This window comes from Halovenus halobia (genome assembly GCF_051414135.1).
Classification (GTDB): Archaea; Halobacteriota; Halobacteria; order Halobacteriales; family Haloarculaceae; genus Halovenus; species Halovenus halobia.
In genome coordinates this window covers 146764-170998 of sequence record NZ_JBLKOA010000002.1, presented here as the reverse complement: position 1 = coordinate 170998, position 24235 = coordinate 146764, and the positions used below count along the sequence as shown (strand labels likewise).

Annotated in this window: 22 protein-coding genes and 1 tRNA gene; 13 read left to right on the top strand and 10 right to left on the bottom strand. The window is 60.4% G+C overall.

What is annotated here, in order from left to right; all coding sequences use genetic code 11:
• Positions 1–157: 157 nt before the first annotated feature.
• Positions 158–1051 (top strand): response regulator, encoded by an 894-nt coding sequence (locus ACMGFM_RS07780; protein ID WP_436901893.1) that lies wholly within the window; start codon positions 158–160, stop codon positions 1049–1051.
• A 77-nt stretch (positions 1052–1128) separates the two neighbouring features.
• On the opposite strand, the gene ACMGFM_RS07775 is transcribed toward ACMGFM_RS07780, so the two are convergent.
• Both ACMGFM_RS07775 and ACMGFM_RS07770 read right to left on the bottom strand, forming a co-directional pair.
• A complete protein-coding gene (locus ACMGFM_RS07775) occupies positions 1129–1437 on the bottom strand; it encodes a hypothetical protein (protein ID WP_436901892.1) in 309 nt (102 codons plus the stop codon).
• A gap of 327 nt (positions 1438–1764) precedes the next feature.
• The gene (locus ACMGFM_RS07770; protein WP_436901891.1) at positions 1765–1902 is read right to left on the bottom strand and encodes a hypothetical protein; all 138 of its coding nucleotides are present in this window, start codon (positions 1900–1902) and stop codon (positions 1765–1767) included.
• Positions 1903–2012: 110 nt separating this feature from the next.
• Here ACMGFM_RS07770 and ACMGFM_RS07765 point away from each other — a divergent pair.
• Positions 2013–2088: transfer RNA gene (locus ACMGFM_RS07765), tRNA-Cys, on the top strand.
• Between the two features lie 111 nt (positions 2089–2199).
• Here ACMGFM_RS07765 and ACMGFM_RS07760 read toward each other — a convergent pair.
• Positions 2200–2757 carry a mechanosensitive ion channel domain-containing protein gene (locus ACMGFM_RS07760; RefSeq protein WP_436901890.1) on the bottom strand — a complete coding sequence of 186 codons (558 nt, stop codon included), beginning with the start codon at positions 2755–2757 and terminating at the stop codon, positions 2200–2202.
• A 141-nt stretch (positions 2758–2898) separates the two neighbouring features.
• On the opposite strand from ACMGFM_RS07760, the gene ACMGFM_RS07755 reads away from it, so the two are divergent.
• Positions 2899–3735, top strand: a complete 837-nt coding sequence (locus ACMGFM_RS07755; RefSeq protein ID WP_436901889.1) for a phosphatase PAP2 family protein — start codon at positions 2899–2901, stop codon at positions 3733–3735.
• On the opposite strand, the gene ACMGFM_RS07750 is transcribed toward ACMGFM_RS07755, so the two are convergent.
• Together ACMGFM_RS07750 and ACMGFM_RS07745 are read right to left on the bottom strand one after the other, a co-directional pair.
• Positions 3736–4074, bottom strand: coding sequence for a hypothetical protein (locus tag ACMGFM_RS07750; protein WP_436901888.1), 339 nt, complete (start codon positions 4072–4074; stop codon positions 3736–3738).
• Between the two features lie 63 nt (positions 4075–4137).
• Complete coding sequence (locus ACMGFM_RS07745; RefSeq protein WP_436901887.1) at positions 4138–4587, bottom strand: MaoC family dehydratase; 450 nt, start codon at positions 4585–4587, stop codon at positions 4138–4140.
• A gap of 117 nt (positions 4588–4704) precedes the next feature.
• Here ACMGFM_RS07745 and ACMGFM_RS07740 point away from each other — a divergent pair, with 117 nt between their 5' ends.
• On the top strand, positions 4705–5904 hold the full coding sequence (locus ACMGFM_RS07740; protein ID WP_436901886.1) for an acyl-CoA dehydrogenase family protein: 1200 nt from the start codon (positions 4705–4707) through the stop codon (positions 5902–5904).
• A gap of 110 nt (positions 5905–6014) precedes the next feature.
• Here ACMGFM_RS07740 and ACMGFM_RS07735 read toward each other — a convergent pair whose 3' ends face one another.
• Positions 6015–7178, bottom strand: a complete 1164-nt coding sequence (locus tag ACMGFM_RS07735) for an acyl-CoA dehydrogenase family protein (protein ID WP_436901885.1) — start codon at positions 7176–7178, stop codon at positions 6015–6017.
• 322 nt (positions 7179–7500) lie between these two features.
• Here ACMGFM_RS07735 and ACMGFM_RS07730 point away from each other — a divergent pair, with 322 nt between their 5' ends.
• Together ACMGFM_RS07730 and ACMGFM_RS07725 are read left to right on the top strand one after the other, a co-directional pair.
• A complete protein-coding gene (locus ACMGFM_RS07730) occupies positions 7501–8484 on the top strand; it encodes an alpha/beta fold hydrolase (RefSeq protein ID WP_436901884.1) in 984 nt (327 codons plus the stop codon).
• A gap of 104 nt (positions 8485–8588) precedes the next feature.
• The gene (locus tag ACMGFM_RS07725) at positions 8589–10148 is read left to right on the top strand and encodes a long-chain-fatty-acid--CoA ligase (protein ID WP_436901883.1); all 1560 of its coding nucleotides are present in this window, start codon (positions 8589–8591) and stop codon (positions 10146–10148) included.
• Here ACMGFM_RS07725 and ACMGFM_RS07720 read toward each other — a convergent pair whose 3' ends face one another.
• Both ACMGFM_RS07720 and ACMGFM_RS07715 read right to left on the bottom strand, forming a co-directional pair.
• Positions 10149–12014, bottom strand: a complete 1866-nt coding sequence (locus ACMGFM_RS07720; protein WP_436901882.1) for a methyl-accepting chemotaxis protein — start codon at positions 12012–12014, stop codon at positions 10149–10151.
• 98 nt (positions 12015–12112) lie between these two features.
• On the bottom strand, positions 12113–13243 hold the full coding sequence (locus ACMGFM_RS07715; protein ID WP_436901881.1) for a thiolase family protein: 1131 nt from the start codon (positions 13241–13243) through the stop codon (positions 12113–12115).
• 109 nt (positions 13244–13352) lie between these two features.
• Here ACMGFM_RS07715 and ACMGFM_RS07710 point away from each other — a divergent pair, with 109 nt between their 5' ends.
• Together ACMGFM_RS07710 and rdfA are read left to right on the top strand one after the other, a co-directional pair.
• Entirely contained in the window at positions 13353–13745 is a 393-nt protein-coding gene (locus ACMGFM_RS07710; protein WP_436901880.1) for a CBS domain-containing protein, read from the top strand.
• Between the two features lie 483 nt (positions 13746–14228).
• A complete protein-coding gene (rdfA, locus tag ACMGFM_RS07705) occupies positions 14229–14858 on the top strand; it encodes a rod-determining factor RdfA (protein ID WP_436901879.1) in 630 nt (209 codons plus the stop codon).
• On the opposite strand, the gene ACMGFM_RS07700 is transcribed toward rdfA, so the two are convergent.
• Both ACMGFM_RS07700 and ACMGFM_RS07695 read right to left on the bottom strand, forming a co-directional pair.
• Positions 14859–16787 carry an archaea-specific SMC-related protein gene (locus tag ACMGFM_RS07700; protein ID WP_436901878.1) on the bottom strand — a complete coding sequence of 643 codons (1929 nt, stop codon included), beginning with the start codon at positions 16785–16787 and terminating at the stop codon, positions 14859–14861.
• Between the two features lie 210 nt (positions 16788–16997).
• Positions 16998–17810, bottom strand: a complete 813-nt coding sequence (locus tag ACMGFM_RS07695; protein ID WP_436901877.1) for an IclR family transcriptional regulator — start codon at positions 17808–17810, stop codon at positions 16998–17000.
• 448 nt (positions 17811–18258) lie between these two features.
• On the opposite strand from ACMGFM_RS07695, the gene ACMGFM_RS07690 reads away from it, so the two are divergent.
• From ACMGFM_RS07690 to ACMGFM_RS07670, 5 genes are all read left to right on the top strand, one after another.
• On the top strand, positions 18259–19521 hold the full coding sequence (locus ACMGFM_RS07690; protein WP_436902213.1) for a Zn-dependent hydrolase: 1263 nt from the start codon (positions 18259–18261) through the stop codon (positions 19519–19521).
• Positions 19518–19931, top strand: coding sequence for a DUF3830 family protein (locus tag ACMGFM_RS07685; protein WP_436901876.1), 414 nt, complete (start codon positions 19518–19520; stop codon positions 19929–19931). Before ACMGFM_RS07690 ends, ACMGFM_RS07685 begins: the two co-directional genes overlap by 4 nt.
• A 42-nt stretch (positions 19932–19973) precedes the next feature.
• Positions 19974–21116 (top strand): XdhC family protein, encoded by a 1143-nt coding sequence (locus ACMGFM_RS07680; RefSeq protein WP_436901875.1) that lies wholly within the window; start codon positions 19974–19976, stop codon positions 21114–21116.
• A gap of 105 nt (positions 21117–21221) precedes the next feature.
• Complete coding sequence (locus ACMGFM_RS07675; protein WP_436902212.1) at positions 21222–21770, top strand: (2Fe-2S)-binding protein; 549 nt, start codon at positions 21222–21224, stop codon at positions 21768–21770.
• Complete coding sequence (locus ACMGFM_RS07670) at positions 21767–24208, top strand: xanthine dehydrogenase family protein molybdopterin-binding subunit (RefSeq protein WP_436901874.1); 2442 nt, start codon at positions 21767–21769, stop codon at positions 24206–24208. Before ACMGFM_RS07675 ends, ACMGFM_RS07670 begins: the two co-directional genes overlap by 4 nt.
• Positions 24209–24235 lie beyond the last annotated feature (27 nt).

Here is a 24235-nt window from a genome sequence, read left to right as displayed (position 1 = left end):
GCCAAGCGGCTATCCCTGGCTGCCTGTTCCGCTTTCGGCACCGATACTCGCGGGGGAATAATTATAATTTTGGCCTTGCAAGGCATACACGTTCAAATGCTCGGCACAGAACCAGCCTGTCGGTGCAGAGTCGTCGAAGGTCTCGGAGGGTGGCGGTATGCGTGACCGCTGGACGCTCTCGCGGTCGGTGTTGCGGGGGAGCCGTCGTGCTACCCGAGAGCAATCGCCGCTGCTCCGTAACGAGAGTCCAGGGCAACTGGAGGACGAACCGCTCGAATTCGCGATTCCGGCCGCCACTGTCGACGAACCTGCGGAGATTCGTGTCCTCCACGTCGACGACGACCCGCAGATTGTCGAGCTGACGGGTGAATTCCTCGAACGGACCGACGACGCGTTTTGGGTTACTGGTGAGACGACGGCTGTGGAAGGTCTCAACCAGCTCCGAGACGGGGAGTTCGACTGTATCGTGAGTGATTACGACATGCCACAGACAGACGGGCTGGAATTTCTCGAACTCGTTAGAGAGCAGTTCCCCGATATTCCCTTTATTCTCTACACTGCCAAGGGCAGCGAAGAGGTTGCTAGCGAGGCAATTTCTGCGGGCGTCACTGAGTACATGCAGAAGGAGACGAACACCGAGCAGTACGAGGTGCTCGCCAACCGCATCCGCAACGCCGTCGACCGCTACCGCTCACAACAGCAGTTCTGGGACGCACTTTCGTGGTATCACCAACTCGTCGAACGCGGTATCGCCGGCGTGTTTGTCGTTCAGGATGGGGAGGTTGTCTACGCGAACGAGCAACTGGCCGAAATTTTCGACTGTCTGCGCTCGGACCTGCTCGGCGAGTCTCCCGACACGCTCGCTGGGACGGCCTCAGCAAGCGAGACGCTCTCGGAGCTGTCAGCCCACGACGGGTGCCACTCGTTCGACCGGACGTTTACCGGCCAGTACGGTGACGGGCCGTCCGTGACCGTCGAACTCCATGGTGGAACGATTCAGTACAGCAACGAGCCCGCCTGCATCGGCGTGCTCTGGCCAGTCGACTCCTAACTCTTCGACAGGGAGAGCCTGCTATCAGCCAGTTCATCGCCAGTACACCCACAATCCTCCTTACGTTCTGTCGACGCTCACTCGTCCGGTGTTACTGACTGTACCTGTTCGGCACCGGGGGCATCCTGCAGTGCGGACTCGACTGTCCGTTCGCAGTACGCATCGACTGTCCGGAGTTCGACGCGGATGGTGACGATAGTTGCCGAGAGCGTCGGTTTCAGCCCGACAACGGTCTGGACTTCAGCAGTCTCGACTTCGGCAGGTGTTTCGATGCGCCTGGCCGCCGCGTCGGCGAGAGTCCGCTCGCTCTCACAGGGGACACGAACCGCAACGTCTGCCCTCCAGTGTCTCGTGCGTGTCATGCCGGGAACATCGGGTGTGCTCATACGACGCGAGGGGCGAGTCGAACGCCCGAACCGGTCCACACCGCTCGCGTTATCGTCGATACCGCGCGTGGCGAGCGCGCTCGCGCTCGCGGCGGTCTGAGTGTGGCTGTGCGTGTTTTCTTGCTCTGCGGTAGAGTCTGATATCCATCATAACGACCAGCGCCGGTGACGAACCGGGGGGCTGTCGCTGGCTGGTGCTGTCGCTCCAGAGCTTTTGTTCGACCGGGGACGACGGGAACCGTCGCTTCCTGGTCGTGTCGTCGTCGAAAACGGCCCGCGTTCACCACCCCGGCTGGGTACTCCAACCGGGTGACGGTTATTCGGGCGTCAGGCCGGAATTAGTCCGACCGGGTGTGCCAGCGTCGCGATGACCTGCCATCCCGGCAAAAATCCGGACCCGGCGCTATTTTTCGTAGCAGGCCGGGTGAGTGGGATGGCAGTCATCTGTGACACCTCAGTATTCATTTTGTTCACATGAGGGATGTGGTATTAAATCTACTCGGAGTGTGAGTCACATACGCATCCCTGCGGGTATCCGACGGGCTTAAGCAATTTCGACGCGCACGTACGTATGCGCCAGGGTGGCAGAGTCTGGCCGAACGCGTCCGCCTGCAGAGCGGATCATCGCCGGTTCAAATCCGGCCCCTGGCTCTTCTCGCCGAGCAACTGTGAGGCGTGAGAGACATCTCGGACGGATTTGAACGAGAGAAGAGCTTTGCTCCGACCGTGGTTCACAATCCGGCCACTGGTTCCGTAACCCGCCTACGAGTAGTCGTCGGAACGACTTTCGGATTCCTGCACCCACTTCTTTTCGACGTCGCGGTTTGCGAGCACGATCAGGTCGCCGTTGTCGGCTTCGATTCGGGTTTTCCGCAGGTCGATCCGTCGAATCGTTCCCGACACCGACGCCGTATTCACGCTGTCACCGATGTTGAAATCCTCGTCCCGGAGCAGGTAGACGCCAGCGACCGTATCTGCAATCATCTCTTTGAGGGCAAAGGCGATACCGAGGCCGATAAACCCGGCAGCGGTCCCGAGACTGGCAGCGACTTCCCCCAGGCCAACGATTTTCAGCAGCGCAAGTGCGGCCCCGAACCACAGGAACAGGCCAACGACAACCACCTGCAGGTCGACAATCAACGTCTGACTCTCGGGATACACCCGACTCAGTATGCCACGTACCACCGCAAGGATCAGCTTGATACTGACGTAGGACAGGACGAGAAAGAGGATGCCAGACAGCACGTTCGGGATTGCAGCGATAATTCCGCTGAAGAACTCGGTCGTAACTGAATCTATTGTGGCGTCTGACGATGCCATCCTAAACAGTCGCATCACCTGTCGATTTGACGAGGACGCTGTTATGCTTTGGGAGCAGAGTGCTGTGGGGGGGCCGTTCTGTCAGTACACCCGGATGCCGAAACGAAAGAATATTTTATCCACCGAGTAAACAGAATTGGTATGTCGTTCCTGTCAGTTTCCCTCCTTGTGGGCGTCGTCGTCCTCACTGGTATCATCGCTACCTGTACCGTCTGCCTTACTCCCGAGCAGGTCAGAAACGCCCGCCAGAATTACGACTCACGGCTCTCCGACCTCGCACCGTATCTCGTCCTCGCTGGCGTCTTCTTCGTGATCCGACGCTTCACGCAGGGTCCGAGCCAGCGCATCTCCGAAGAGATTGGCGTCGAAATCACCCGAACAATCTACCAGATTGAAGGGCTGTTCGTCGAAGTTATCCAGAACGCGACGCCCGAGTTTCTCGTTCCCGTCTTCTCGGGCTTCTACATGTTTGGGTTTGCGTTCCTGCTGGTCGCGCCGATCGTGGTTTACATCCTCACGCCGGCGATGCGGCCACTGAAAGAACTGCTCGTGGCGTACATCCTCAACTATGCTGCCGGTGCAGTCTTTTACACGTTTTTTGTGGCTGTCGGGCCGCGAATTTACGTCACGAAACACGTCGACGGACTCATGTACCAGTTCTACCCGTCGACGGCCGACCTGACGAGTGTTGTTTCAGAGAACACTGACGTCTTCCCTTCACTGCACACCTCGCTGTCGGTGATCGTGTTGTTGTTCGCGTGGCAGACTCGCCACATTCAGCCCCGCTGGTTCAAGATAACTGCTGTCGTTTCGACGGGAATCGTCTTGGCGACGATGATTTTGGGCATCCACTGGCTGATCGATGTCATTGCCGGTATCGCGCTGGCATTTGCCTGTGTCTTCCTCGCGAGCCGGATCGTCAGAGTGACCGAAGACCGCCTCAGCGAGCCACAGGCGAACGAAACCGAGGCGGTGTAACTACTCGCTGTGCGTTCGCAGGTACTCGACCCAACACTGTCGGTAGTACCCCGAAACGGCAAAGAGCCACAGGCGCAGACAGAGCGTCGCGAGTACGACCCCAGAGAGAACGATACTCAGCACCGGCTCACTTGCCATCAGCGCTGGCTTTCTGGCGAGCATCTCGACCGGATGCTCGATGAACAGCTCGACCAGCGGGTACCCTGACGGGTCGTTCTCTCGGAGCCAGTACTCGAAGTACTGGCCGGCAACGGAGAGTGAAGCGCCGACGCCGAGTGCTCCGAACCACGAAAGCATACTGTAGGTCTGGCGGCGCGACTGTGATTCGGAGGCTGTCATCGCGAGATAGTGGTAGTTGACCGAGAGGGTGTTTGATACTTGTGCCTCCGCAGGGTCCGCGTGCTACTCCGCGGCCGCTTCGCGTTCGATGATTCCGAGTCCAATCCAGCTGATGACGGCCTCGTCGTCCTGATTGTAGGCGGTCAGACGTGAGTCGACGTAGCCGATGTAGGGATTGTCTTCATCGGGATATTTGTCGACAACTTCACTCTCGGCGGTGAGCGTGTCGCCCGGGCGGACCGGCTTTATCCAGCGGAGTTCGTCGACACCACGCGCCCCCTGCGACGCGTCGTCGATCATATGCTCGACGTACATTCGCATACAGATGGCGGCGGTGTGCCAGCCACTCGCGGCAAGCCCGTTGAACATCGTATCCTTGGCAGCCTCTTCGTCGGTATGAAACGGCTGTGGGTCGTATTTCTCGGCGAATTCGATTATCTCTTCTTTGCTCACCGTCCGCTCGCCGAACGCTCGCGTGTCGCCAATTTCGTAGTCCTCGTAGTACCGTGTCATGCGTCTGCTACCGCGCACCGCAGAATTATAATTGTCCGGACTTGTCCGTGGCTGCCCGCCGAACATCTCAGCTAACTCACTGTGGTATTTATACTCGTGGGGGTCCGTTAGATATGTATGACGGTGTCACAAGACACAGGCGCCTTTGGGGAAGGGGAAACTGAACGAATGATCCGGGAAACAGCCCGCGAGGTTGCAGCAGGGTATGACGACGACTACTGGCGGGCGGTGACTGGTCCGGAGAAACGCGAACCGACAGAGTTCTGGCAGGAGTGTGCCGACGTCGGGTTCCTTGGAACGACAGTCCCACAGGAATACGGCGGGGAAGGGATGGGCGTGACAGAGCTGTCGGCTATCGTCGAGGAACTGACGAGAGAGGGCTGTTTCGGCTCGGAGATGCTGTTCGTGGTCAACATCGTCTTCGGTGCGATTACGCTCACGAAACACGGCTCTGACGAGCAGAAATCAGAGTATCTTCCGAAACTGGCAGACGGCGAGATGAACTTCTGTATGGCGCTGACCGAACCCAACGCGGGCCACAACGCGCCGAACATGAGTACGTTCGCCGAGGAGACTGAGGATGGCTACGAAATCACCGGGAGCAAACAGTGGATCAGCGGTGCCGACCGCGCCGACAAGATGCTGTTGATTGCTCGCACCACGCCGCTCGACGATGTCGAGAAGCGCACCTCGGGGATTACGCTGTTCCTCGCTGACCCGAGCGACGACGCCATCGAACTCCGGGAACTGGACACGGGCATCCCGACGCCGGAACGACAGTTCGAGCTTTCGTTGGACGGCTACGAAGCCGCCGAAGAAGATATAATCGGAACGAAAGGAATGGGATTGTATCAGTTGTTCGATACCGTAAATCCGGAGCGACTCGTCGGCGCAGCAGGCGCAGTCGGCACCGGCTACGCAGCACTCGAACGGGCCGCCGACTACGCACGCAATCGGGAAGTCTTCGACCAGCCAATCGGTGCCCATCAGGCAGTCCAGCACCCAATTGCGGAGTCGTACTCGAAACTCGAAGCCGCGAATATGCTCGTCCGAAAGGCCGCGTGGATGATGGATACCAACGTCGACCCCAAGGAAGTTGCAGAAATCTCGAATATGGCAAAACTGCGGGCATCAGAGGCTGCACACGAGGCTACTGACGTTGCTGTGCAGGTCCACGGCGGAAACGGGTTCAGCCGAGATTACGGCGTCATCGAGATGTGGAAAGGCACTCGCCTCGGTCGGGTCGCGCCCGGGTCGACAGAGATGATGCGAAACCACATCGCCGAACACACGTTGGACCTCCCGCGGTCCTACTAGTCGTAACGCTGTCATACTAAACAATATTGTAATTCTGTGCAGAGTTCGTTCTGAATCGAAGTGCAACAGCGTGTTCGAGATGGACGAACTCGAAGAGAAAGCGCAGCGAGCTAGAAGTACGCCTGGAAGCCAGTCAGCTCCTCGCCGAGGATGAGCGTGTGGATGTCGTGGGTCCCCTCGTAGGTGTAGACAGTCTCCAGATTCTGCATGTGGCGCATCGGCGAGTAGTCGGTGGTGATTCCGTTGCCGCCGAGGATTTCCCGAGCGATGCGAGATTGGTTACGCGCCATGCGCACGTTGTTTCGTTTTGCCATCGAGACGTGCTGTGGCGTCAGTCGACCTTCCTCTTTCAGGTCGGCCAGTCGGTAGGCAAGCAGTTGTGCGAGCGTAATCTGGGTGGCCATCTCCGCGAACTTGCGCTGCTGGAGCTGGAACTTGCCGATTGGCGTGTCGAACTGCTCGCGGTCGGTCGCGTACTGGCGGGCAACCTCGAAACAGTCCCGTGCAGCGCCGATTGCGCCCCACGCGATTCCGTAGCGGGCCTGGGTGAGGCAACCCAGCGGCCCTTTCATTCCCTCGACACCCGGAAGGAGGTTTTCTTCTGGGATTTCGACGTCGTTGAGGCTTATCTCGCCAGTAATCGACGCCCGCAGCGAAAGTTTGTCGTCGATCTTGTTCGTCGTGACGCCGTCACGGTCGGTTTCGACGAGGAACCCGCGCACTGGGTTGTCGTCGACAGACCTGTCGCGCGCCCAGACGACCGCCACGTCCGAAATTGGCGAGTTCGTAATCCACGTCTTCGAGCCGTTGAGAACGTAGCCGCCCTCCGAGCGTTCTGCCCGGGTTTCCATCGCCGATGGGTTCGAGCCGTGTTCGGGTTCGGTCAGTCCGAAACAGCCGACGGCGTCTCCCTCGCCGAGTTTTGGCAACCACTCCTCTTTCTGTGCTTCGCTGCCGTAGGCGTGAATTGGGTACATGACCAGTGCCCCCTGCACTGAGGCCATCGAGCGCACCCCCGAGTCAGCGGCCTCCAGTTCCTGCATCAGGAGTCCGTAGGCCGTCTCCGAGACGTTCGGTGAGCCGTATCCCTCCAAATTTGGTGCATAAAAGCCCAGCTCACCCATCTCCTTGATTATCTCCTTCGGGAACGTCCCCTGCTCGTAGTGTTGCCCAATGTCCGGTTTCACGTGTTCCTCGACGAACTCTCGGGCCGTGTCCCGGATCATTCGCTCCTCTTGGTCGAGATCCTCCTCAAGCTGTACAAAATCCAGCATATGAGATATATCGGATTGCACGTACATATATGCTCCTCTTGATGAGGGTTGTGGTGACACACTTCTGTTACTACACCGGCCACATGTTTTATTAATAATCCCTCACACACGAATGTACAGAACAAACTCACAACAACGAGTCGATAGTGGGGGGTTGGGGAACCACGAACGCGACGCCGCCGAGTCAGCACTGATTGCCACTCTCAAATCTCATTCAATAGTCCTTTTTCCGAAATAGTGTTACGAAATGGTAGAAATATCGGCTATAATTTACAATTTTTTAGAAAGATTTATACTCTGATGCTCGGTGGCCACTGTTGTCATGGTGGGAAACAATGACAACCAAAGGGGGACTGGGGATGCAAATGAGCAGACAGAGGGTGAGCTCTCTCGACGTAAGATTCTGAAGACGACAGCGACCGCCGCGGTGGGGGCCGCTGGCGCGACCGCTGCCACGGGGACAGGCGCCGCCTACGACGAAGACGAGGAAGACAAAGAGATTGGAGACTATCTCGAACTGGGCGAGTGTCTCACCGGGTGGCCGAGCGGTGACGGCTTTGACGTCGTCGACCTCGACCCGTGGTGGGGCGACTACGACGCGCAGTTCGACGTGAGTGGACTCTCTGATTCTGTCTGTATCTACGTCCACGGCTTCGGGTCCGATGGTCTCGCTGCCGAACAGGGGCAATCGCTCGCGAATAACATCTACTTCGATGGCGATTTCCTCTCTGCGAAGTGGCCTGCAACCACGCTCACCTACACGGAGGCGTGGGACCGGGCGGCGGAGTACGGAGAGAAACTTGCAGATTGGCTGATCGACGAACTCTGGGACGAGAACGGCTGGACAAAAGTGAACGTCGTCGGCCACTCGCTTGGTGGCCGTGCCTGTTTCAACATGCTCAATCGGCTCCAGGAAGAGCTTCCGTGGTGGGAGTACGACCGAATTGGCAACGTTGTCACCGTTGGACCGGCAGACCACCAGCGGTTCGTCTGTGACCGCTGGGAGAGTGGTGACCGCATCTTCCACTACCACGATAGCATCGAATACGTTCCAGACAACGCCTACGCCTTCTATTCGGGCTCCGACGAGGCGGTCGGGACGCTGCACGAGCTCTGGGCAGACCTGCTCTGGTGGACACCTGACGGAGAAGGCCTCGGTGCAGAAGGTGTCCAGTGCTCGAACGCGCCGGACAACCTCACGACCGTCGACGTGACCAATTCGGTCAGCAACCACTGTGATTACTTCAAGTCAGATGGTGCACCAGGCCGCGTCGAATCCGCAGTCTGGGGTGACCAGAGTCCCTGAGCAGTCGTCGGCAGTTTGTTCTGGCACTCGCAGGACTCGAAGACGTTACCACTGGAAAATACAAGGCGCAATTCTTTTGACGGTTTACGACGACCAACGACCGTATGACAAATCTCGTTACAGATGTCGGCGAAACTGTCGAGGAGCATCCGGACTCGCCAGCAATCGTCTACGAGGGGACTGAACTCACCTACGACCAGTTTTGGACCCGCGCAGGCCAGTTCGCGCAGGCCTTGCACGACAGCGGCATCGAGGCGGGAGACCGTGTCGGCATTTACCTCCCGAACCTCCCGCAGTTCGTGACTGCGTTCTACGGGACGCTCCGCGCGGGCGGCGTCGTCGTTCCGATGAACCCACAGTACAAAGCCCGAGAGATCAGCCACCTGCTTGCCGACAGTGGTGCCGAAGCTGTCGTCTCGCTTGCAGACAACGTCCCAGAAGTGCTCGACGTACTCGACGACACCGACGTCCACGAGGTCATCAGTGTCGGTGCTGATGTCGACGGCGCAACGGAGTTCAACGACTTCCTCGCCGACGAGGCCGCTGATATCGTTGACCGAGCGGACGACGATATTGCCGTCCAGCCCTACACCTCGGGAACCACCGGGACGCCAAAAGGCGTTCTCTTGACGCATCACAACCTCGGCTGGACCACTCGGACGAACGCCGGTGTTATTCCCAACGAAATCCAGCCTGACGACAAACTGCTCGGCGTCCTCCCCCTGTTCCACATCTACGGCATGAGCGTCGTGATGAACGGTTCGATGTACGCTGGCGGCACCTACTACCCCATCCCCGAGTGGGACGCGCCGATGGTGATGGACCTGCTCGAAGACGAGGGAATCAGCATCATGTTCGGTGTCCCCGCGATGTTCAACGACATGATCAACCAGCCTACCGCCGAGGAGTACAACTTCGACTCACTTCGGTTCACCAACTCCGGCGGTGCCAGCCTCCCGGTCGAAGTGCTCGAACGGTTCGAGGACCTCTACGGCGTCCAGCTCAACGAGGGCTACGGCCTGACCGAAACGTCGCCGGTCACGCACGCCAACACCCCGGCAGCCCGCCGGAAGGGCTCGATTGGCCGGCCGCTCGACGGCGTCGACGCCAAGGTTGTCGGTCCGAACTTCGAGACGATGCCCCGCGTCGAGGAAGGGCCAATAGACGAAGAAGAGGCCGACCTCGACGAGATTACGGGCGAACTCGTCGTCTCCGGTCCGAACGTCATGCAGGGCTACGCCGGCCTTCCCGAGGCTAACGAGCAGGCATTCACCGAAGAAGACGGGACGACGTGGTTCCACACCGGCGACGTCTGTTACTGGGACGAAGACGACTTCTTCTTCGTCGTCGACCGAGAGAAACACATGATCGTCACCGGCGGCTACAACGTCTATCCCCGGGAGATTGAGGAACTGCTCTTCGAGCACGAAGACATCGCCGACGCCGCCGTCGTCGGCATCCCGGACGACCGCCGTGGCGAGATTCCTGTCGCCTACGTCGTTCCGACGCCGGACGCCGAAGCGACGCCCGAGGACATCAAACAGTACTGCCTGGACACGCTCGCGGAGTACAAACACCCGCGTGAGGTCCACTTCGTCGAGGAACTGCCCCGAACCACGACTGGCAAGGTCCAGAAGTTCAAGATTCGCGACGAAGACGCCTGATTACCGCAGTTCGTCGATCGTCGCCGAGAGGTCTGCCGCCACGTCTTTCTGGTTGTCGGCGGCTTGCACCACGTCGTCGGTAGTCTCGACTACCTCGTCGGCCCGGTCCTGTACCTGGTCGACTGTCGCCGCCACCTCCTCGATTCGGGCAGCCTGGTCGTCGTTGGCGTCTGCGACCTCTGAGATGCCCGTCACTGCGTCGTCGACTTCGCCCGCGATAGCCTGCAGCGAATCGAGAACCTCGTCGATTTGCTCGGCGGCGGTGTCGACACGCTCGTAGGAACTCTCTGCGCCATCGATGGTCCGCTCGGCGTGGCGCTCGATTTCCTCGACACGGGCGGCGATATCGTCGGCGTGTTGCTGGGTTTCGGTCGCCAGTGTCTTCACCTCGTCTGCGACGACTGCGAAGCCGTCGCCGCTCTGGTCGGCGCGAGCCGCTTCGATGTTGGCGTTCAGCGCGAGCATGTTCGTCTGCTCGGCGATGTCGCCGATAATCTCGACGACTTCGCTAATCTCGTCCATCTTCGTGCCGAGTTCTTCGACTGTCTCGACCAGTTCCTCGGTTTCGTCCCGGACCGCCGTCGTCGCCTCGCGGGCGTCCTCGCCGGCGTCGACACCGGCATCCGTCGTCCGTTTGGCACGTTCGGCGGCCTCTGTCACCTCGCTGGCGTTGGCCGCAACCTCCTCCATCGTCGCGGAGACGTTCTCGATTTCCCGGCCGATTTCCCCGAGTGAGCTGTTTTGTTCGCTTACCTTGCCGTCGATTCGTTCGGCCGCGTCGGTCAACTGCTCGATAGACGCTTCGAGTTCGCCCGTCTCGCGGGTGACATCTTCGATGAGTTCCTCGAAGGAGTCGGCCATCTCGTTGACATCGCTCGACAGTCCAACCAGTCCGTCGTCGATGTGGCCGTTTTCGTCCTCGTACTCGACGCGCGCACCGAGGTTTCCGTTGCCGATGGCCGAGAGCGTCGCACTCACCTCTTCGATGAGCTCGACCATCTCTCGCTCGCGGGCGACCTCCTCAGAGCGGTCTTCGATGAGCTCGAAGACGGCCTTCAGGTCGCCGTCGTCGTCGAAAATCGGGACGGCGACGAACTCGATGTGGGTATCCAGTCCGTCGTCGGTGTTGGTGACGCTCGTGTCGCGGTAGACCGGGAAATCGACCAGTCGGTTGTCGTCGTCGGTTCGCTCGACGTCCCAGGCCTCGTCTGCGTCGTAGGGGTTTTCGACCACCTTGTCGGCGAGGGTGTTGGCGCGGTCTTTGTCGGTGTAGGTTGCGACGGCGAGACTCTCCCGGCAGTCCTGTCCGAGAAACTCCGAATGGTTGTCGTCCAACCCCATCAGCCGTCCGGTGTAGGAGAGGACACTGTGGTCCGCGCCGATAAGAATTGCAGACATCGGGAAGGCCTTGATGACCTCGTCGACAGCAACGCCGTCGTCGAACGCCGCCAGCCCCGTCTGTAGGCTGTCTACCGTCGACTCGACGTTTGCCTTGGCCTGTTCACGAGCCTCCTCGACCGGCGTTCCCGACTCGATGGCATCGAACGCCCGGTCCAGCGCGGCCTCGACAGCGAGTTGGTAGGAACCGGCGTACGTCGCCGCGTCGACGCCCGCTGCGGCCTGTGCGCGGGCGAGGTCGCCGACTACCTCGGCTGTCGCCTCTCCGTCCGTCGATCTTGATAACTGTGTCTGGTGGGCGGTCAGTGTCTCCTCGTCTAATCCGTCGTACTGTGATTCCAGCGCCGCCCGTGGAATCGACTCGGCGGCTACTCCCCCGTCCGGTTCCGGTGACCGGTCGCCTGAGCTCGGCCCGCTGTCGTCTCCGCCACTGTCTCTGTTAAATAATCCACTGAACAGGCTAACCATGGTAATATTTGTGTGACTCTCCTAAACCAGTATTAATTCCTCGGTTCGAGTATCATAAATGAAACCACGCGGCAACGCTTTCCCGACGACGCGAGTGCCTACACTCGGAACTCGATGGCCGCGCCCTGCCCGTAGCCGACGCACATTGTCGACAGTCCGAGTCCGCCACCCTGGCGCTGGAGTTCGTGAATCAGCGTCACGGGGAGTCGAGCGCCGCTGGCGCCGAGCGGGTGGCCGATGGCGATTGCGCCGCCGTTGACGTTGAACTGCTCGTCAGCAAACCCGAGTTCGTCCTGACAGTACAGCGTCTGGCTGGCGAAGGCTTCGTTCAGTTCGACGAGGTCGTACTCCTCGGCCGAGCGACCGTTCTCCGCCCAGATGCCCCGCACTGCCGGCACCGGGCCAACGCCCATCATCGTCGGGTCGACGCCGGCGACGTTGTGACCCTCGATACTCGCCATGATTTCGAGGCCGTGTTCCTCGGCAACTTCTCGTGCCACAAGCAAAAGCCCGGCAGCACCATCAGAAATCTGTGAGGCGTTGGCGGCGGTCACTGTTCCGTCTTCCTCGAATGCCGGTGGGAGCTTGCCGATTCCCTCCGCCGTCGTCCCCGGCCGTAACCCCTCGTCTTCACTCACGGTCCCGTCGTCCGTCTCGATGGGGAGAATTTCCTCGTCGAATTTCCCTGCTTCGGTCGCCGCGCAGGCCCGTTGCTGGGACCGTGCGCCGTACTCGTCCTGCCGTGCTCTCGGAATCTCGAACTCCTGTGCGACCTTCTCGGCGGTCATCCCCATTGCGAGTCCGTCGACGTCGTACTGCTGTGCGATTCCCTCGTAGGAATCGATTCCTTTCCGGCGCTCGTTGCGAGACATATTCTCGACGCCACCAGCGACGATGATATCGCGCGTTCCGGCTCGAATCTGGTCGGCTCCGCTCATGATTGCCTCGGCCGAGGACGCACAGAGTCGGTCGATGGTCGTCCCTGGCACAGACTCTTCGAGGGCGAGCATCGCAATGACGCGGGCAATATTGTTGCTCTGCTCGTTCACCTGTTTCGCACAGCCCCACCGGACATCATCGACGTCCTCGGGGTCGATTCCGGTCTGGTCGACCATCTCCTCGACGAGTGGGACCGAGAGTTCTTCGCTCCCTGTTTCGGCGAAGACGCCGCCCTGTTTTCCTTGCGGTGTCCTGACTGCGCTTACGACGACTGGCTGTCGCGTACTCATACGTCACGGTACACCCGCCCCGTGGTTAATCACCCGGGTTGGCCCACGGCCGGCATCGAGTGAGAGTCAGGACATGATTTAAGCCCTCTGACAACTACTCACCGATAGTATGGACGACACGCCAGTCCACGAGTTGATGACCGACCCGGTACTGACCGTCAACGACGATGACCGCGTCGGCGATGTCGGCAACGCAATGCTCGACCAGGAGATCAAATCTATCGTCGTCATCGACGAGGAGTGCCAGCCCGCCGGAATCCTCACCTCGACAGATTTCATCGAGGTTGCCACCGCCGGCCCAGGGGCGACTGCGGACCCAGTTGCAGAGTGGATGACGACTGACGTCCACGCTATCTCACAGGAGGAGACAGTCACTGCGGCCGCGGAAACGATGGCAACACACGGAATTAGTCATCTTCCAGTTGTCGACGACGACGGCACAGTCGTCGGTCTCATCTCTACCACCGATATCGTGGCCGGGCAGGCTGACCCCTCGGCGTAGGATACCACTTTCCTGTGTGTGTGAGTATCCCGATCTGCGCCAGTGCGGCACAGAAATATAAGAAAAATAGGTATACTACTGGCGCTATACACTAACTGACAGTCGGTAAGTTGAATAGATACGCGCCGACGAGACAGCCTGAGCGCAGCACTCAGAGCGACTCTTTTGACACTGAGGTCTTCGTTGGATTAGTGACAAAATATGACAAAACAGGCAATAAGGCGCTGTTTCGCATGCACATACTCAGATTATGCGGGGTGATTCTGTCGTCAGTTATCATCTCACGACAGACCCATCCGATTTCTCACGCTGTACAGTCGTTCAATATTTCTTAACTAAGTTGTGAAGTGTCGCCTATCTTAGCAACAACTGATACCGTATGCGGACAAATTGCTTACATCTGGTGTCTGGTCAGCGTAACTGGTCCGTGTCGAGGCTGGGACCATCCGGATTTATTTTCCTTCGTCAAAACGTACCGTAGTGATGGCGCCGGAAGATGACGACGGTCGGTCGCGGCGTATCGAGAGCAAGGTTGCACGACTCATCGAGGAGTACGGACTCGGCCAGCAGTTCGGTGACCAACTCGAGACCCGCTGGACAGCTGATGGTGAGCAGCGAGACAGCCTCCGGACGCTGGCGGACCACTTCAACGAACGCTTGCTCGAAGCTGCGGCGGCCGACGCAGGGCTTTCCACAGTCGACGGCGAGAGTGCCAATCTCTATCGACTCCTGACTGACGACGATGTCAGTGGCGGCAACCGGACGGAAGCGCGGCGGCGACTGGAACAGGCGGGCGTCGATGTCGACCAACTCGAGGGAGACTTTGTGAGTTATCAGGCGATTCGCTCGTATCTCACGGAGTACCGCAACGCCGAATACGACCACGAGCGCGAACAGGCCCGCCCGGACCGTGTGGTCCAGACGCTCCAGCGACTCACCGAGCGAGTCCGGTCGGTCGCTGACCGAAGCCTCACTCAACTCCGCGACACCGGCCGGATCACACTCGGCGAGTTCCGACTGTTTGTCGACGTGAGTGTGCTCTGTGAAGACTGTGGCTCACAGTACAGCGCTGTCGAACTCATCAGGCGGGGTGGCTGTGACTGTACGGACTGACTAAATCTCGGTGACGCGCGTGTACTCGTCCGACAGCGCCTGTGCGTCCTCCGGGAGCAGGGCAACCACTAGATACTCGCTGTACTCGGCAAAATACGAGACGAGGTCGGCGAGTCGGTCCGAGTCGATTGCTTCCAACGAGTCGAGCAACATGAACGGCACCGTTTCGTGAACATCGTGGACGAGATAGCCCGCGAGCGCGAAGGTCAACCCAGTGACCTCTCGTTCACTCTCGCTGAGGTGGTCGATGGTGTCCTCGTAGCTCGCTCCTGACTCGGTCGTTCGGACCACGTGAAGCTCGAAGGTCGTGTCCCGGTCGCTGTGGCCCGACTGCTGTTTGCGCTCGATCCAGATTCGCGCCAGATTATCGTACTGCAACATTTCGAGAATCTCTGCCATCCGTTCGTTGAACTCCTCGACGGCCTCCCGTTCGGTCCGGTCGATCCGTGTGCGCTGCTCCTGTAACTCCTCGACAATCGTTTCACGGCGCTCCCGTAGTTCCGTCTCTCGCGCCAGTTCACTCTCGATGGCTTTGATCCGGTCGGTGACCTCTGCGAGTTCGGATTCCAGTCGCTCTAGCTCGAACTCCTGTTGGTTCGCCTCTCGGTGGCGCTGTAGTACCTCGGAGAACTCCTCAGATTCGAGTTCTGTGACCGTCTGTTCGAGTTCGGCAACCTCCTCGCTCAACTGCTCGCGGCGCTCGCGCAACTGCTGGAGCCGCGAGGTGCGCTGCTGGAGTTCGGCTTCAGCGTCGGCAATCTCCGCTGCGAGTGACTCTTCGCGGCGCTGTTGGCGCTCGTAACGTTCCTTTTGCTCACGTAACTCTGCAAGTTCTGTCTCGATACTGCGAATCTCACTCGTTTGCTGTTGGCGCAGTTCCCGTAGCGTCTCGATGGTCTGCTCGACTCGCTCTGTGGGCACCTCGCTCCCGCAGGTCCAGCAGACAGTCTCGGCGTCGTCGAGGAGTTGGTCGGTTGGGTTGTCGGCTTCGGTGTCACGCAGTACTTCACTGACCGCTGTCTCCTCTCCGTCGAGCATCTCCTCGTTGAACTGGAGGATATCCTGTAGCTCGCTTGCCTCAGATTCGAGCGTTCGCTTTCGAGTCCGGAGCTGTCTGAGCTGTGACTCGACCGCCTGTGGGTCACCGTCGAGCGTGTCGAGTTCCTCCCGTTCCGCACGACTCTCCGCAAGCTCTTCTCGAAGTGATTCGATACTCTCCTGCTGGATGTCGATATCAGACCGGACGCTTTCGAGGTCGGCACGCAGGTCACGCAGCTCTTCGAGTTTTGCGTCGAGCTCCTGTTTCTCCGCGCGGGTCTGTTCAACATCACTCTCCATCGATTCGAGGTCAGCCTCTATCGCGGCCAGCTCTTCGCGGCGTTGCTCGATTTCGCCCGCTAGCTCCTGTTTGCGCTGTTCGAGCCCCGGCAGTTCTTCTTTCAACTCCGCCACAGCGTCCAGTTCGTCGTCAACCTCGGCTCGGGTGGCTTCGAGCCGGTCAATCTCGGCCTGTATCTCGTCGGTGTCGACCGGCTCCATGATCAGGTCTCGGAGCTCCTGCTTTCTGATGACGGCCTGGCGGGCGTCGTTCGATTCGAGCAAAAACGCAAAGAGATTCCCGAGCGTCGGGTCGTCGAGATACGGTTCGCCCTCGAAGCGCACACCACCCTCTGTGCGGTGGAGCGTCCGTCGATACTGTTCACCGTCGATGCTGAGTTCGACAGCACCCTCCTCGGCGTCACCCTTGAGCGTCGCAGCGTCGCTTCCCATTGCCGCCATAATCGTCTGCAGAAACGAGGTCCTGTTCGTCGCGTTCCGGCCAGAGAGCACAGTTACGCCCGGCGGAATGTCCACTTCCGTCTCGCGTATTCCGCCGATGTTGACGGCGTGGACCGTCACCTGTGACTCTGTCGCATCAACACCCTGCATACACGCACGTCAGTATGGATGAATAAGTAAGTAGCTATTCCAACAGCTTTTCGACTCGTCTGGCTGTGGGTCCGCTTGCAGAGCCCTGCCGTAGTTGCCAACTCGACAGCTACAATAACATGTATAGTGTTGTTATTTTGTCTTCGGTCTGTCTTCAGAGCCACACAGTGAGGAGTGCTAACGCGTCCGAGCATTGTGAACGGCATAGCGTCAGGATTGGCTGTTCATGTTGATGTTCACTTCGATGACGTTGGCAGAGCGAGTCACTCGTTCTGGGAGGGTCTCGCGGTAGCGTTCCCCCTTCATAACACTGGTCGGGCCAGAGATGCTCAGCGACCCCCTGACTCGGTCGTCGGCGTCTCGAATCGGTGCGCCGATTGCCCGAAAGCCGTCGATTTCTTCTTCGTCGTTGTAGGCGAAGCCACGCTCTCGAACTCGGTCGAGTTCGTCGAAGAGCGTCTCACGGTCGGTGATCGTCTTCTCTGTCTGGGCTGGGAGACCATGGTTGTCGACGATTTCCTCGACACGCTCGCGCGGAAGCGCGGCGAGAATTGCCTTGCCGGCGGCGGTGTAGTGGAGGTGGTCGCGTCGTTGAATCTTCTCGGTCTGGTACTCTCCTTCGATACTGGTGTCGCCTTTGACCTGGTAGAGATTGATTCCAGTTCCGTTCTCCTCGGTCACGATGTGGGTGTACTGGTTGGTCTCCTCGGCGAGGTCGTCGACCTCCGGCTTGCCGTATCGGTAGAGCGGACTCCGGTTGCGGACGTACTCTCCAAGCACCGTGAACGTGAACGCGAGTCGATAGCCCGAGTCAGTCTGGACGAGAAAGCCGTTCTGTTCGAGGGTCGTGAGGTGGATGTGTGCCGTGCTTTTGGAGATGTCGAGGGACTCGGCCAGCGCAGAGGCACCAATTTCGTCGTGGGCACGGACTGCGTCGAGCACACGCGCGGCCGTGGTAACGGTCTGTAGCGTCCGCGGTCCGTCGTCGCCGGTCATGGGCCAGTCGACGACCCACACGCTCATTAACCTTCGGCGGGCCTGCGGGGAACTGCGTTCATTCGACACAATGACAGGTCTGTTCGAGCATACCGAACGCACTCTGTCGCTTCTCCCGCGTTCGAACCGTTGCTTTTGGTCGTTCGTATGATTGTCTGGGGAATTATTGACTTCATAATTTTTCTAACTCACTATTGCTGTCCTATCAACTCTTCACTGGATATCCTGTTCGGCATGTCCGAACGCGTCCTGTACAAACAGCACCAACTCCTGAACAAAACCAGACGCAGCCGTACAAATATACAAAATATTTTTACACTCGTGGGGGAAACGAGAGAGTGTTCACGATGTTCCTCGCTGTAGCCGTGGGGTCCTCTGGCGGGTGCGACCGGGTGACCCGCCGCCCGGGGACGCCAGACTGCACCGCTTCGGAGTCGACTGACTGCCTCACACGGGGGTCCTAGTAGTGTCGCAACTGTCCATCGACGGCAAGTCGTTGCGGGCGGCCATCGAGCAGACGGCGACCTTCGGTGCCGTCGACGCGGCCGAGGGGCGGGGCCGCACCGCGCTGCCAGCCAGCGAAGCCAACGGGGCAGCACGAGAGTACTTCTGTGAACGACTCCGCGAGGCGGGACTCGATGTCAGAGTCGACGCTGTTGGGAACATCGCTGGTCGCTGGACGCCGCCGTCGGCCAACCCCGAGGCTGCCCCGGTCGCTGTCGGTAGTCATCTTGACTCGGTGCCGCGCGGTGGCATCTTCGACGGCGTTCTCGGGGTCTATTCGGCGCTGGAGGCTGTCCGTGCGATTCAGCGGAGCGAGGCGGCCCCAACCCGCCCCCTCGAAGTCGTCTGTTTCACCGGCGAAGAGGGAACCCGATTCGCAGACGGCGTGCTCGGCTCCTCGGTTGCGACGGGCAAACGAAGCGTCGAGGAAGCGCTGGCACTGTCCGACGGCGAAACGACACTTGAATCTGCCCTCGACGCAATCGGGTACCGCGGCACGGGTCGACTCGACGCGGGCGACTGGGACGCGTGGCTCGAACTCCACATCGAGCAGACGACCCGTCTCGCCGACGCTGGCGTGCCACTTGGCATCGTGACTGACATCACCGGCACCACTCGCTGTCACGTCACTATTGCAGGCGAGGCTGACCACTCCGGAACGACTGCGATGGACGACCGAACGGACGCGCTCGCGGCCGCCAGCGAACTCGTCTTAGAAGTCGAGCGCCGAGCGACGGCAACCGCCGAGACAGGCACTGGGACGGCCGTTGGGACTGTCGGCAGCCTCGACGTGGACCCTAACGTCGTCAACGTCGTCCCTGGGTCAGCCTCGCTGCAACTCGATATTCGGGCGACCGACCAGAGAGAAATCCAGCGCCAACTCGACGCTGTCCGCCGACTGCTCGACGCACTCGAGCGCCACCGTGGCGTCTCGACATCGCTCACCTGTGACTACGATGTCCCACCGACGGCGATGTCCGAACGCTGCCAGCAGACCGCCGCCGACGCCGCCGCAAAGCGCGGGATTCCGACGCGGCGGGTCCACTCCGGGGCTGGCCACGACACGATGCAGGTTGCCACTGTGACCGACGCCGGACTGCTGTTCGTTGCCTCTGAAAACGGCCACTCTCACTCGCCGAAGGAACTGGCCCGCTGGGAGGACTGTACCGCTGCGACGACTGTCCTCGCCGACGCGCTGCTCGCCCTCGCAACTGAGACACACCACGACACATGATCGAACTCGATATCGACGGTACGACCCTGACGGCTGAACTGCACGACGACCGAGCACCCGAATCTGTCGCCGCTGTCCGGGAGTTTCTCCCGCTGCACTCTGAGCTGATGCACGTCCGCTGGAGCGGTATCGCGACGTGGATAAACATCGACGAAATCGAGTTGCCGGAGATTCCCCGAGAGAATCACACGGTCTACCCCTCCCGCGGTGACCTCTTGCTGTATCCGGGCTATCGCAACGAACAGGAAATTTTGTTGCCCTGCGGGCCGACCTGTTTCAAGAGTCCGGCCGGCGAACTGGCGGGCAACCATTTCGCCAGCGTGGACGCCAGCGCCGAGCAACTCAAAGAAATCGAGGAAACCACGCTGCGCGACGGGATGCAGAGCGTGACCATCCGCGAACTCGACTGACGCCGACGAAAGTCTAAGTACGTCGGCCTGTGGATGCGTAGTATGGAGCGTGCGACCCCGCGCGACGCGACCGACAGGGACGTGTTCAAGTTCCTCCGCGAGCAGCGCGAGGCGGGTACAACAGCGGCAGTGGCAACAGTCGTCGATGTCGAGGGCTCCGCTTACCGCCGTCCCGGCGCGAAACTCGTGGCGACGGCCGAGCAAACCCGCGGTGCCATCACGGCTGGCTGTCTCGACGGCCCGGTGTCGGACCTGGCGACCGAGGCTCGCGATTCGGGAACAATCTCGGTCGAAACCTTCGATATGACGGCTGAAGAGTGGGGACTCGGCCTCGGCTGTAACGGCGTCATCGACGTGCTGGTCGAACCGCTCGACGACTCCGTCGACCCGGTACTCGCGGCACTGGACGCCGGGGAGTCTGCCACGGTGCTCACAGTGCTTGACAGCGACGACGAGACGGTCCCGCGTGGCTCGCGAACCGTCCTTCGCGACGGCGAGAGTGCGACCGGGACCGACCGGGCTGGAGTGCCGAACGACGCCCTCGCCAGCCTCCGGGAACCCGCGGCCAGCGTCGCTGAGTCTGGGGCTGGCGCTGTCATCACCATCGAGCGGGAGGCGGGTGACCTGTGCGTCTTTCTCGATGGAGTCGAACCCTTCCCAGCGCTGTTGCTGTTCGGCGCACAGGGCGATATCAACCCCATCGCTCGGCTGGGTGCACAGGCTGGCTTCGAGGTGACGGTGGCCTCGCCTCGGGGTGGGCGGGCCGACGCCGACCAGTACCCACACGCACACCGCGTTCGTGCAACGCACCCGGACGACGTTGCCGAACTGGTCGACGTACCCGAACACACCTATGCGGTGCTTGCCTCGCACAACCTCGTCGACGATAGACTGGCCCTCGACAGCCTCCTCACGGAGACGACAGTCCCGTATATCGGGTTGATGGGGCCGCGCAAACGGTTCGAGGACCTCCGGGCGAACGCTGCCGAGGCGGGCCGGACGTTCACCGAGGCTGAACTGGACCGGGTCTCGACACCGGTCGGACTGGACCTCGGAGACGGCAGTCCGACGGGGATTGCCATGAGCATCGTCTCGGAACTGCTCGCAGTGACGAACGACGCGACTGGCGGTCGTCTCAGCGAGGGGTCGGGACCCATCCATCCTCGGCCGAATCTCTCGGACTGAGCGGGAAAACTGCCGACCCTTCCGACCATTCATGTCAGGATTTCATATATCCAAAGGATTTAATCGAGATGGTGCGCAATAGGAAAAAGAATGAGCCAAGCCGGTATAGAGATTCATCTGACACTCAACGGCGAAGACGTAACGTTCGAGGCCGCACGCTCCGACACGCTGCTGGATGTCCTCCGTAACAATAGCTACACGGGCGCAAAGCGCGGCTGCGATACCGGAGACTGCGGCTTCTGTACCGTAGTCGTTGACGGGGACCCGGTCAAGTCCTGCATCCGTCCGGCCGCACAACTCGACGGAGCGAAAGTGGAGACAATCGAGAACCTGGGCACACAGGACAGCCTCGACCCGCTGCAGTCGGCCTTTGTCGACAACGCGGCCCTCCAGTGTGGGTTCTGTATCCCGGGGATGATCATGCGCTCGAAGGTCCTCCTCGACGAGAACCCCGACCCCGACGAGGCCGAAATCCGCGAGGCGCTCTCAGAGAACCTCTGTCGGTGTACCGGATACGAGAAAATCATCGACGCCGTACAGGACGCGTCGAGTCGGATGGCAGATGGCACGGACGTGGCAGCGGACGGTGGCCGACTGCCCGACGAACAGGGCTGTACGGGCTGTGACTGTTACGACGGGGGTGCAGATCTATGAGCAAAACTGACGAACCTGAACCGGAGGAAGAGGCTGCAGATGTCTCACCGGCCGAGGAAGAAAATCCACTCGAGTGGGAGGAAGCAGCCAACAATCAGAAAGACCCCGACGAGCGTCGGACGGTGTCCAAACGTGAGGAGAAAGACGACGCTCGGAAAATCGTCACCGGCGAGGCGAAATACGCAGCCGACTACGCGCCGGAGTTCCCGGACCTGGCTGGCTCGAAAATCGTCCGATCAGACATCGCACACGGCCGCGTGACGGACCTCGATACCAGCGCAGCAGAGTCGATGGACGGCGTCTATGCCGTCCTCACGCCCGACTCGCCCGAGGTCCCCGACAAGTCCTACACCTCTGCCGGACAGTCCTATCCCGAACCGTCACCGTGGGACATGAAAGTTCTCCGCAAGAAGGTCCGCTTTGTCGGCGACCCCATCGCGGCTGTTGCCGCCGAAGACGCAGAGACAGCGAGCAAGGCCGCCAGAAAAATCGACGTCAGCTACGAGGAGTACGACGCTGTCTTCGACACCGAGGCGGCGATGCACCCCGACGCCCCACAGATTCACGACGCCGACGACGTCGAGAACGTCCAGTCGGGAGCGGACTACGAGCGCAATATCGAGGCCCACAGCGAGGGAGAAATCGGCGACGTAGACGCGGCCTTCGAGCGGGCCGAGCAACGAGACGACCTGACCGTAACTGAGACGGAGTGGGAGACGCCGTACCAGTCTCACTGTGTCCCCGAACCACACACGGTCATCGCGCACCGCGACGAGGACAACCGTCACCACCTCATCGCCAGTACGCAGGTGCCCTACCACACGCGCCGACAGCTCGCCCATCTGTTCGATATTCCGATTCGAGACATTCGGGTGTCGAAGCCACGGATTGGTGCCGGCTTCGGCTCGAAACAGGGGATGCAGATCGAGCCAATCGCGCTTGCACTGTCGGAAGCCGCAGACCGGCCAGTGATGGTCGAAACGACGCGCCGCGAGCAGTTCCACGCCGTCCGAAACCGACGGCCAGCCCGCGTCTCGGTCAAAAGCGTCGTCAGCGACGATGGCGATATCGAAGCAATCGATATGGCGGCGGTCACCAACTCCGGTGCGTACGGCCCGCACGGGATGACCGTCGCCAGTGCTGTCGGCAAAAAGCCCCTGCCGCTGTACACCCACACGCCAAACATTCGCTTCCAGTTCGACGCCGTCCATACGAACCTCCCGATTGCGGGCGCGATTCGTGGGTACGGCGCGCCACAGGGCCACCTCGCCATCGAGGGACACATGGACGAAGTTGCCCACGAACTCGACATCGACCCCATCGAACTCCGCTCGCGAAACGCCATCTCCGAGGGTGACCTCGACGTGGCCTCGGGGATTCTCAAAGAGAAAGAATACGGCCGACGGATCCGCTCCTGTGGGTTGAGAGAGTGTGTCGCAGAAGGGCGCGCGGCAATCGGCTGGGACGACATCGAACAGCCCGACGCCGACCACCTCCACCGGGCCTGTGGTATGGCGCTGACTATCCAGAGCAGCGGCGTCCCAGGCGAGGAACTCGGGGCAGCCCACATCAAAATGAACGAGGATGGCTCCTTTATCCTCCAGACCGGCGCTGTGGACATCGGTCCCGGTGCCGATACCGTGATGGCACAGATTGCGGCCGAAGTGCTCGGCGTCTCGCCGGAGGACGTGCTCGTTCAGCCCTCGGACACGGATATCTCGCCGTTCGACCACGGCGCGTATGCGTCCTCGACGACGTACGTCACCGGACAGGCAGTCAAGAAGGCTGCCGAGGACGCCCGCGGGATGTTGTTCGAGTTCGCGTCGCGGATGCTCGACGAACCCGAATCAGCGTTCAAGATTGCTGAGGAGGGTGTCGTCTCCGAGCAGACCGACGAGTCAGTTTCCCTCGAAGAGATCGGCTACGAGTCCATGTACGGCGACGAGGTTCGGGCACACGTGATGGGCGAGGCGAGTCACTGCACGGAGGAATCACCGCCGCCCTTTGGCGCGCAGTTTGTCGACGTGACGGTCAACGAGAAGACCGGCGAGTTCGAGGTCCACAACATGGTCTACGCTGTCGACTGTGGCGTTGCGCTCAATCCCGACCTCGTGGAAGGCCAGATTGAGGGTGCCGTGCACATGGGCTACGAACTCGCAACCGGTGACGGCATCACCTTCGACGAGGACGGCCAGCCCGAAGTACTCAGCTTCCGTGACTACGATATGCCGACGACCGGCGACCAGCCACCGATTACGTCGCGCATTGTCGAGACTCACGAGCCGACCGGTCCATTCGGCGCGAAGTCCGTCGCCGAAATCCCGGTCAACGGCGTGTCGCCGGCACTCAGCAATGCTATTCGCCGCGCTGTTGGCGTTCGCATCACGGAGATGCCGGTCACTGCCGAGAAAATCAAGGCTGCTCTGGACGAGGAGTAACGAGCAGGGTTCCAATTCCGTTTTCAA

Excerpts from the sequence above, each read along its gene's own strand:
- ACMGFM_RS07780 (WP_436901893.1), top strand. The coding sequence starts at position 158 with ATGCGTGACCGCTGGACGCTCTCGCGGTCGGTGTTGCGGGGGAGCCGT.
- ACMGFM_RS07775 (WP_436901892.1), bottom strand. The coding sequence starts at position 1,437 with ATGAGCACACCCGATGTTCCCGGCATGACACGCACGAGACACTGGAGG.
- ACMGFM_RS07770 (WP_436901891.1), bottom strand. The coding sequence starts at position 1,902 with ATGAATACTGAGGTGTCACAGATGACTGCCATCCCACTCACCCGGCCT.
- ACMGFM_RS07760 (WP_436901890.1), bottom strand. The coding sequence starts at position 2,757 with ATGGCATCGTCAGACGCCACAATAGATTCAGTTACGACCGAGTTCTTC.
- ACMGFM_RS07755 (WP_436901889.1), top strand. The coding sequence starts at position 2,899 with ATGTCGTTCCTGTCAGTTTCCCTCCTTGTGGGCGTCGTCGTCCTCACT.
- ACMGFM_RS07750 (WP_436901888.1), bottom strand. The coding sequence starts at position 4,074 with ATGACAGCCTCCGAATCACAGTCGCGCCGCCAGACCTACAGTATGCTT.
- ACMGFM_RS07745 (WP_436901887.1), bottom strand. The coding sequence starts at position 4,587 with ATGACACGGTACTACGAGGACTACGAAATTGGCGACACGCGAGCGTTC.
- ACMGFM_RS07740 (WP_436901886.1), top strand. The coding sequence starts at position 4,705 with ATGACGGTGTCACAAGACACAGGCGCCTTTGGGGAAGGGGAAACTGAA.
- ACMGFM_RS07735 (WP_436901885.1), bottom strand. The coding sequence starts at position 7,178 with ATGCTGGATTTTGTACAGCTTGAGGAGGATCTCGACCAAGAGGAGCGA.
- ACMGFM_RS07730 (WP_436901884.1), top strand. The coding sequence starts at position 7,501 with ATGGTGGGAAACAATGACAACCAAAGGGGGACTGGGGATGCAAATGAG.
- ACMGFM_RS07725 (WP_436901883.1), top strand. The coding sequence starts at position 8,589 with ATGACAAATCTCGTTACAGATGTCGGCGAAACTGTCGAGGAGCATCCG.
- ACMGFM_RS07720 (WP_436901882.1), bottom strand. The coding sequence starts at position 12,014 with ATGGTTAGCCTGTTCAGTGGATTATTTAACAGAGACAGTGGCGGAGAC.
- ACMGFM_RS07715 (WP_436901881.1), bottom strand. The coding sequence starts at position 13,243 with ATGAGTACGCGACAGCCAGTCGTCGTAAGCGCAGTCAGGACACCGCAA.
- ACMGFM_RS07710 (WP_436901880.1), top strand. The coding sequence starts at position 13,353 with ATGGACGACACGCCAGTCCACGAGTTGATGACCGACCCGGTACTGACC.
- rdfA (WP_436901879.1), top strand. The coding sequence starts at position 14,229 with ATGGCGCCGGAAGATGACGACGGTCGGTCGCGGCGTATCGAGAGCAAG.
- ACMGFM_RS07700 (WP_436901878.1), bottom strand. The coding sequence starts at position 16,787 with ATGCAGGGTGTTGATGCGACAGAGTCACAGGTGACGGTCCACGCCGTC.
- ACMGFM_RS07695 (WP_436901877.1), bottom strand. The coding sequence starts at position 17,810 with ATGAGCGTGTGGGTCGTCGACTGGCCCATGACCGGCGACGACGGACCG.
- ACMGFM_RS07685 (WP_436901876.1), top strand. The coding sequence starts at position 19,518 with ATGATCGAACTCGATATCGACGGTACGACCCTGACGGCTGAACTGCAC.
- ACMGFM_RS07680 (WP_436901875.1), top strand. The coding sequence starts at position 19,974 with ATGGAGCGTGCGACCCCGCGCGACGCGACCGACAGGGACGTGTTCAAG.
- ACMGFM_RS07670 (WP_436901874.1), top strand. The coding sequence starts at position 21,767 with ATGAGCAAAACTGACGAACCTGAACCGGAGGAAGAGGCTGCAGATGTC.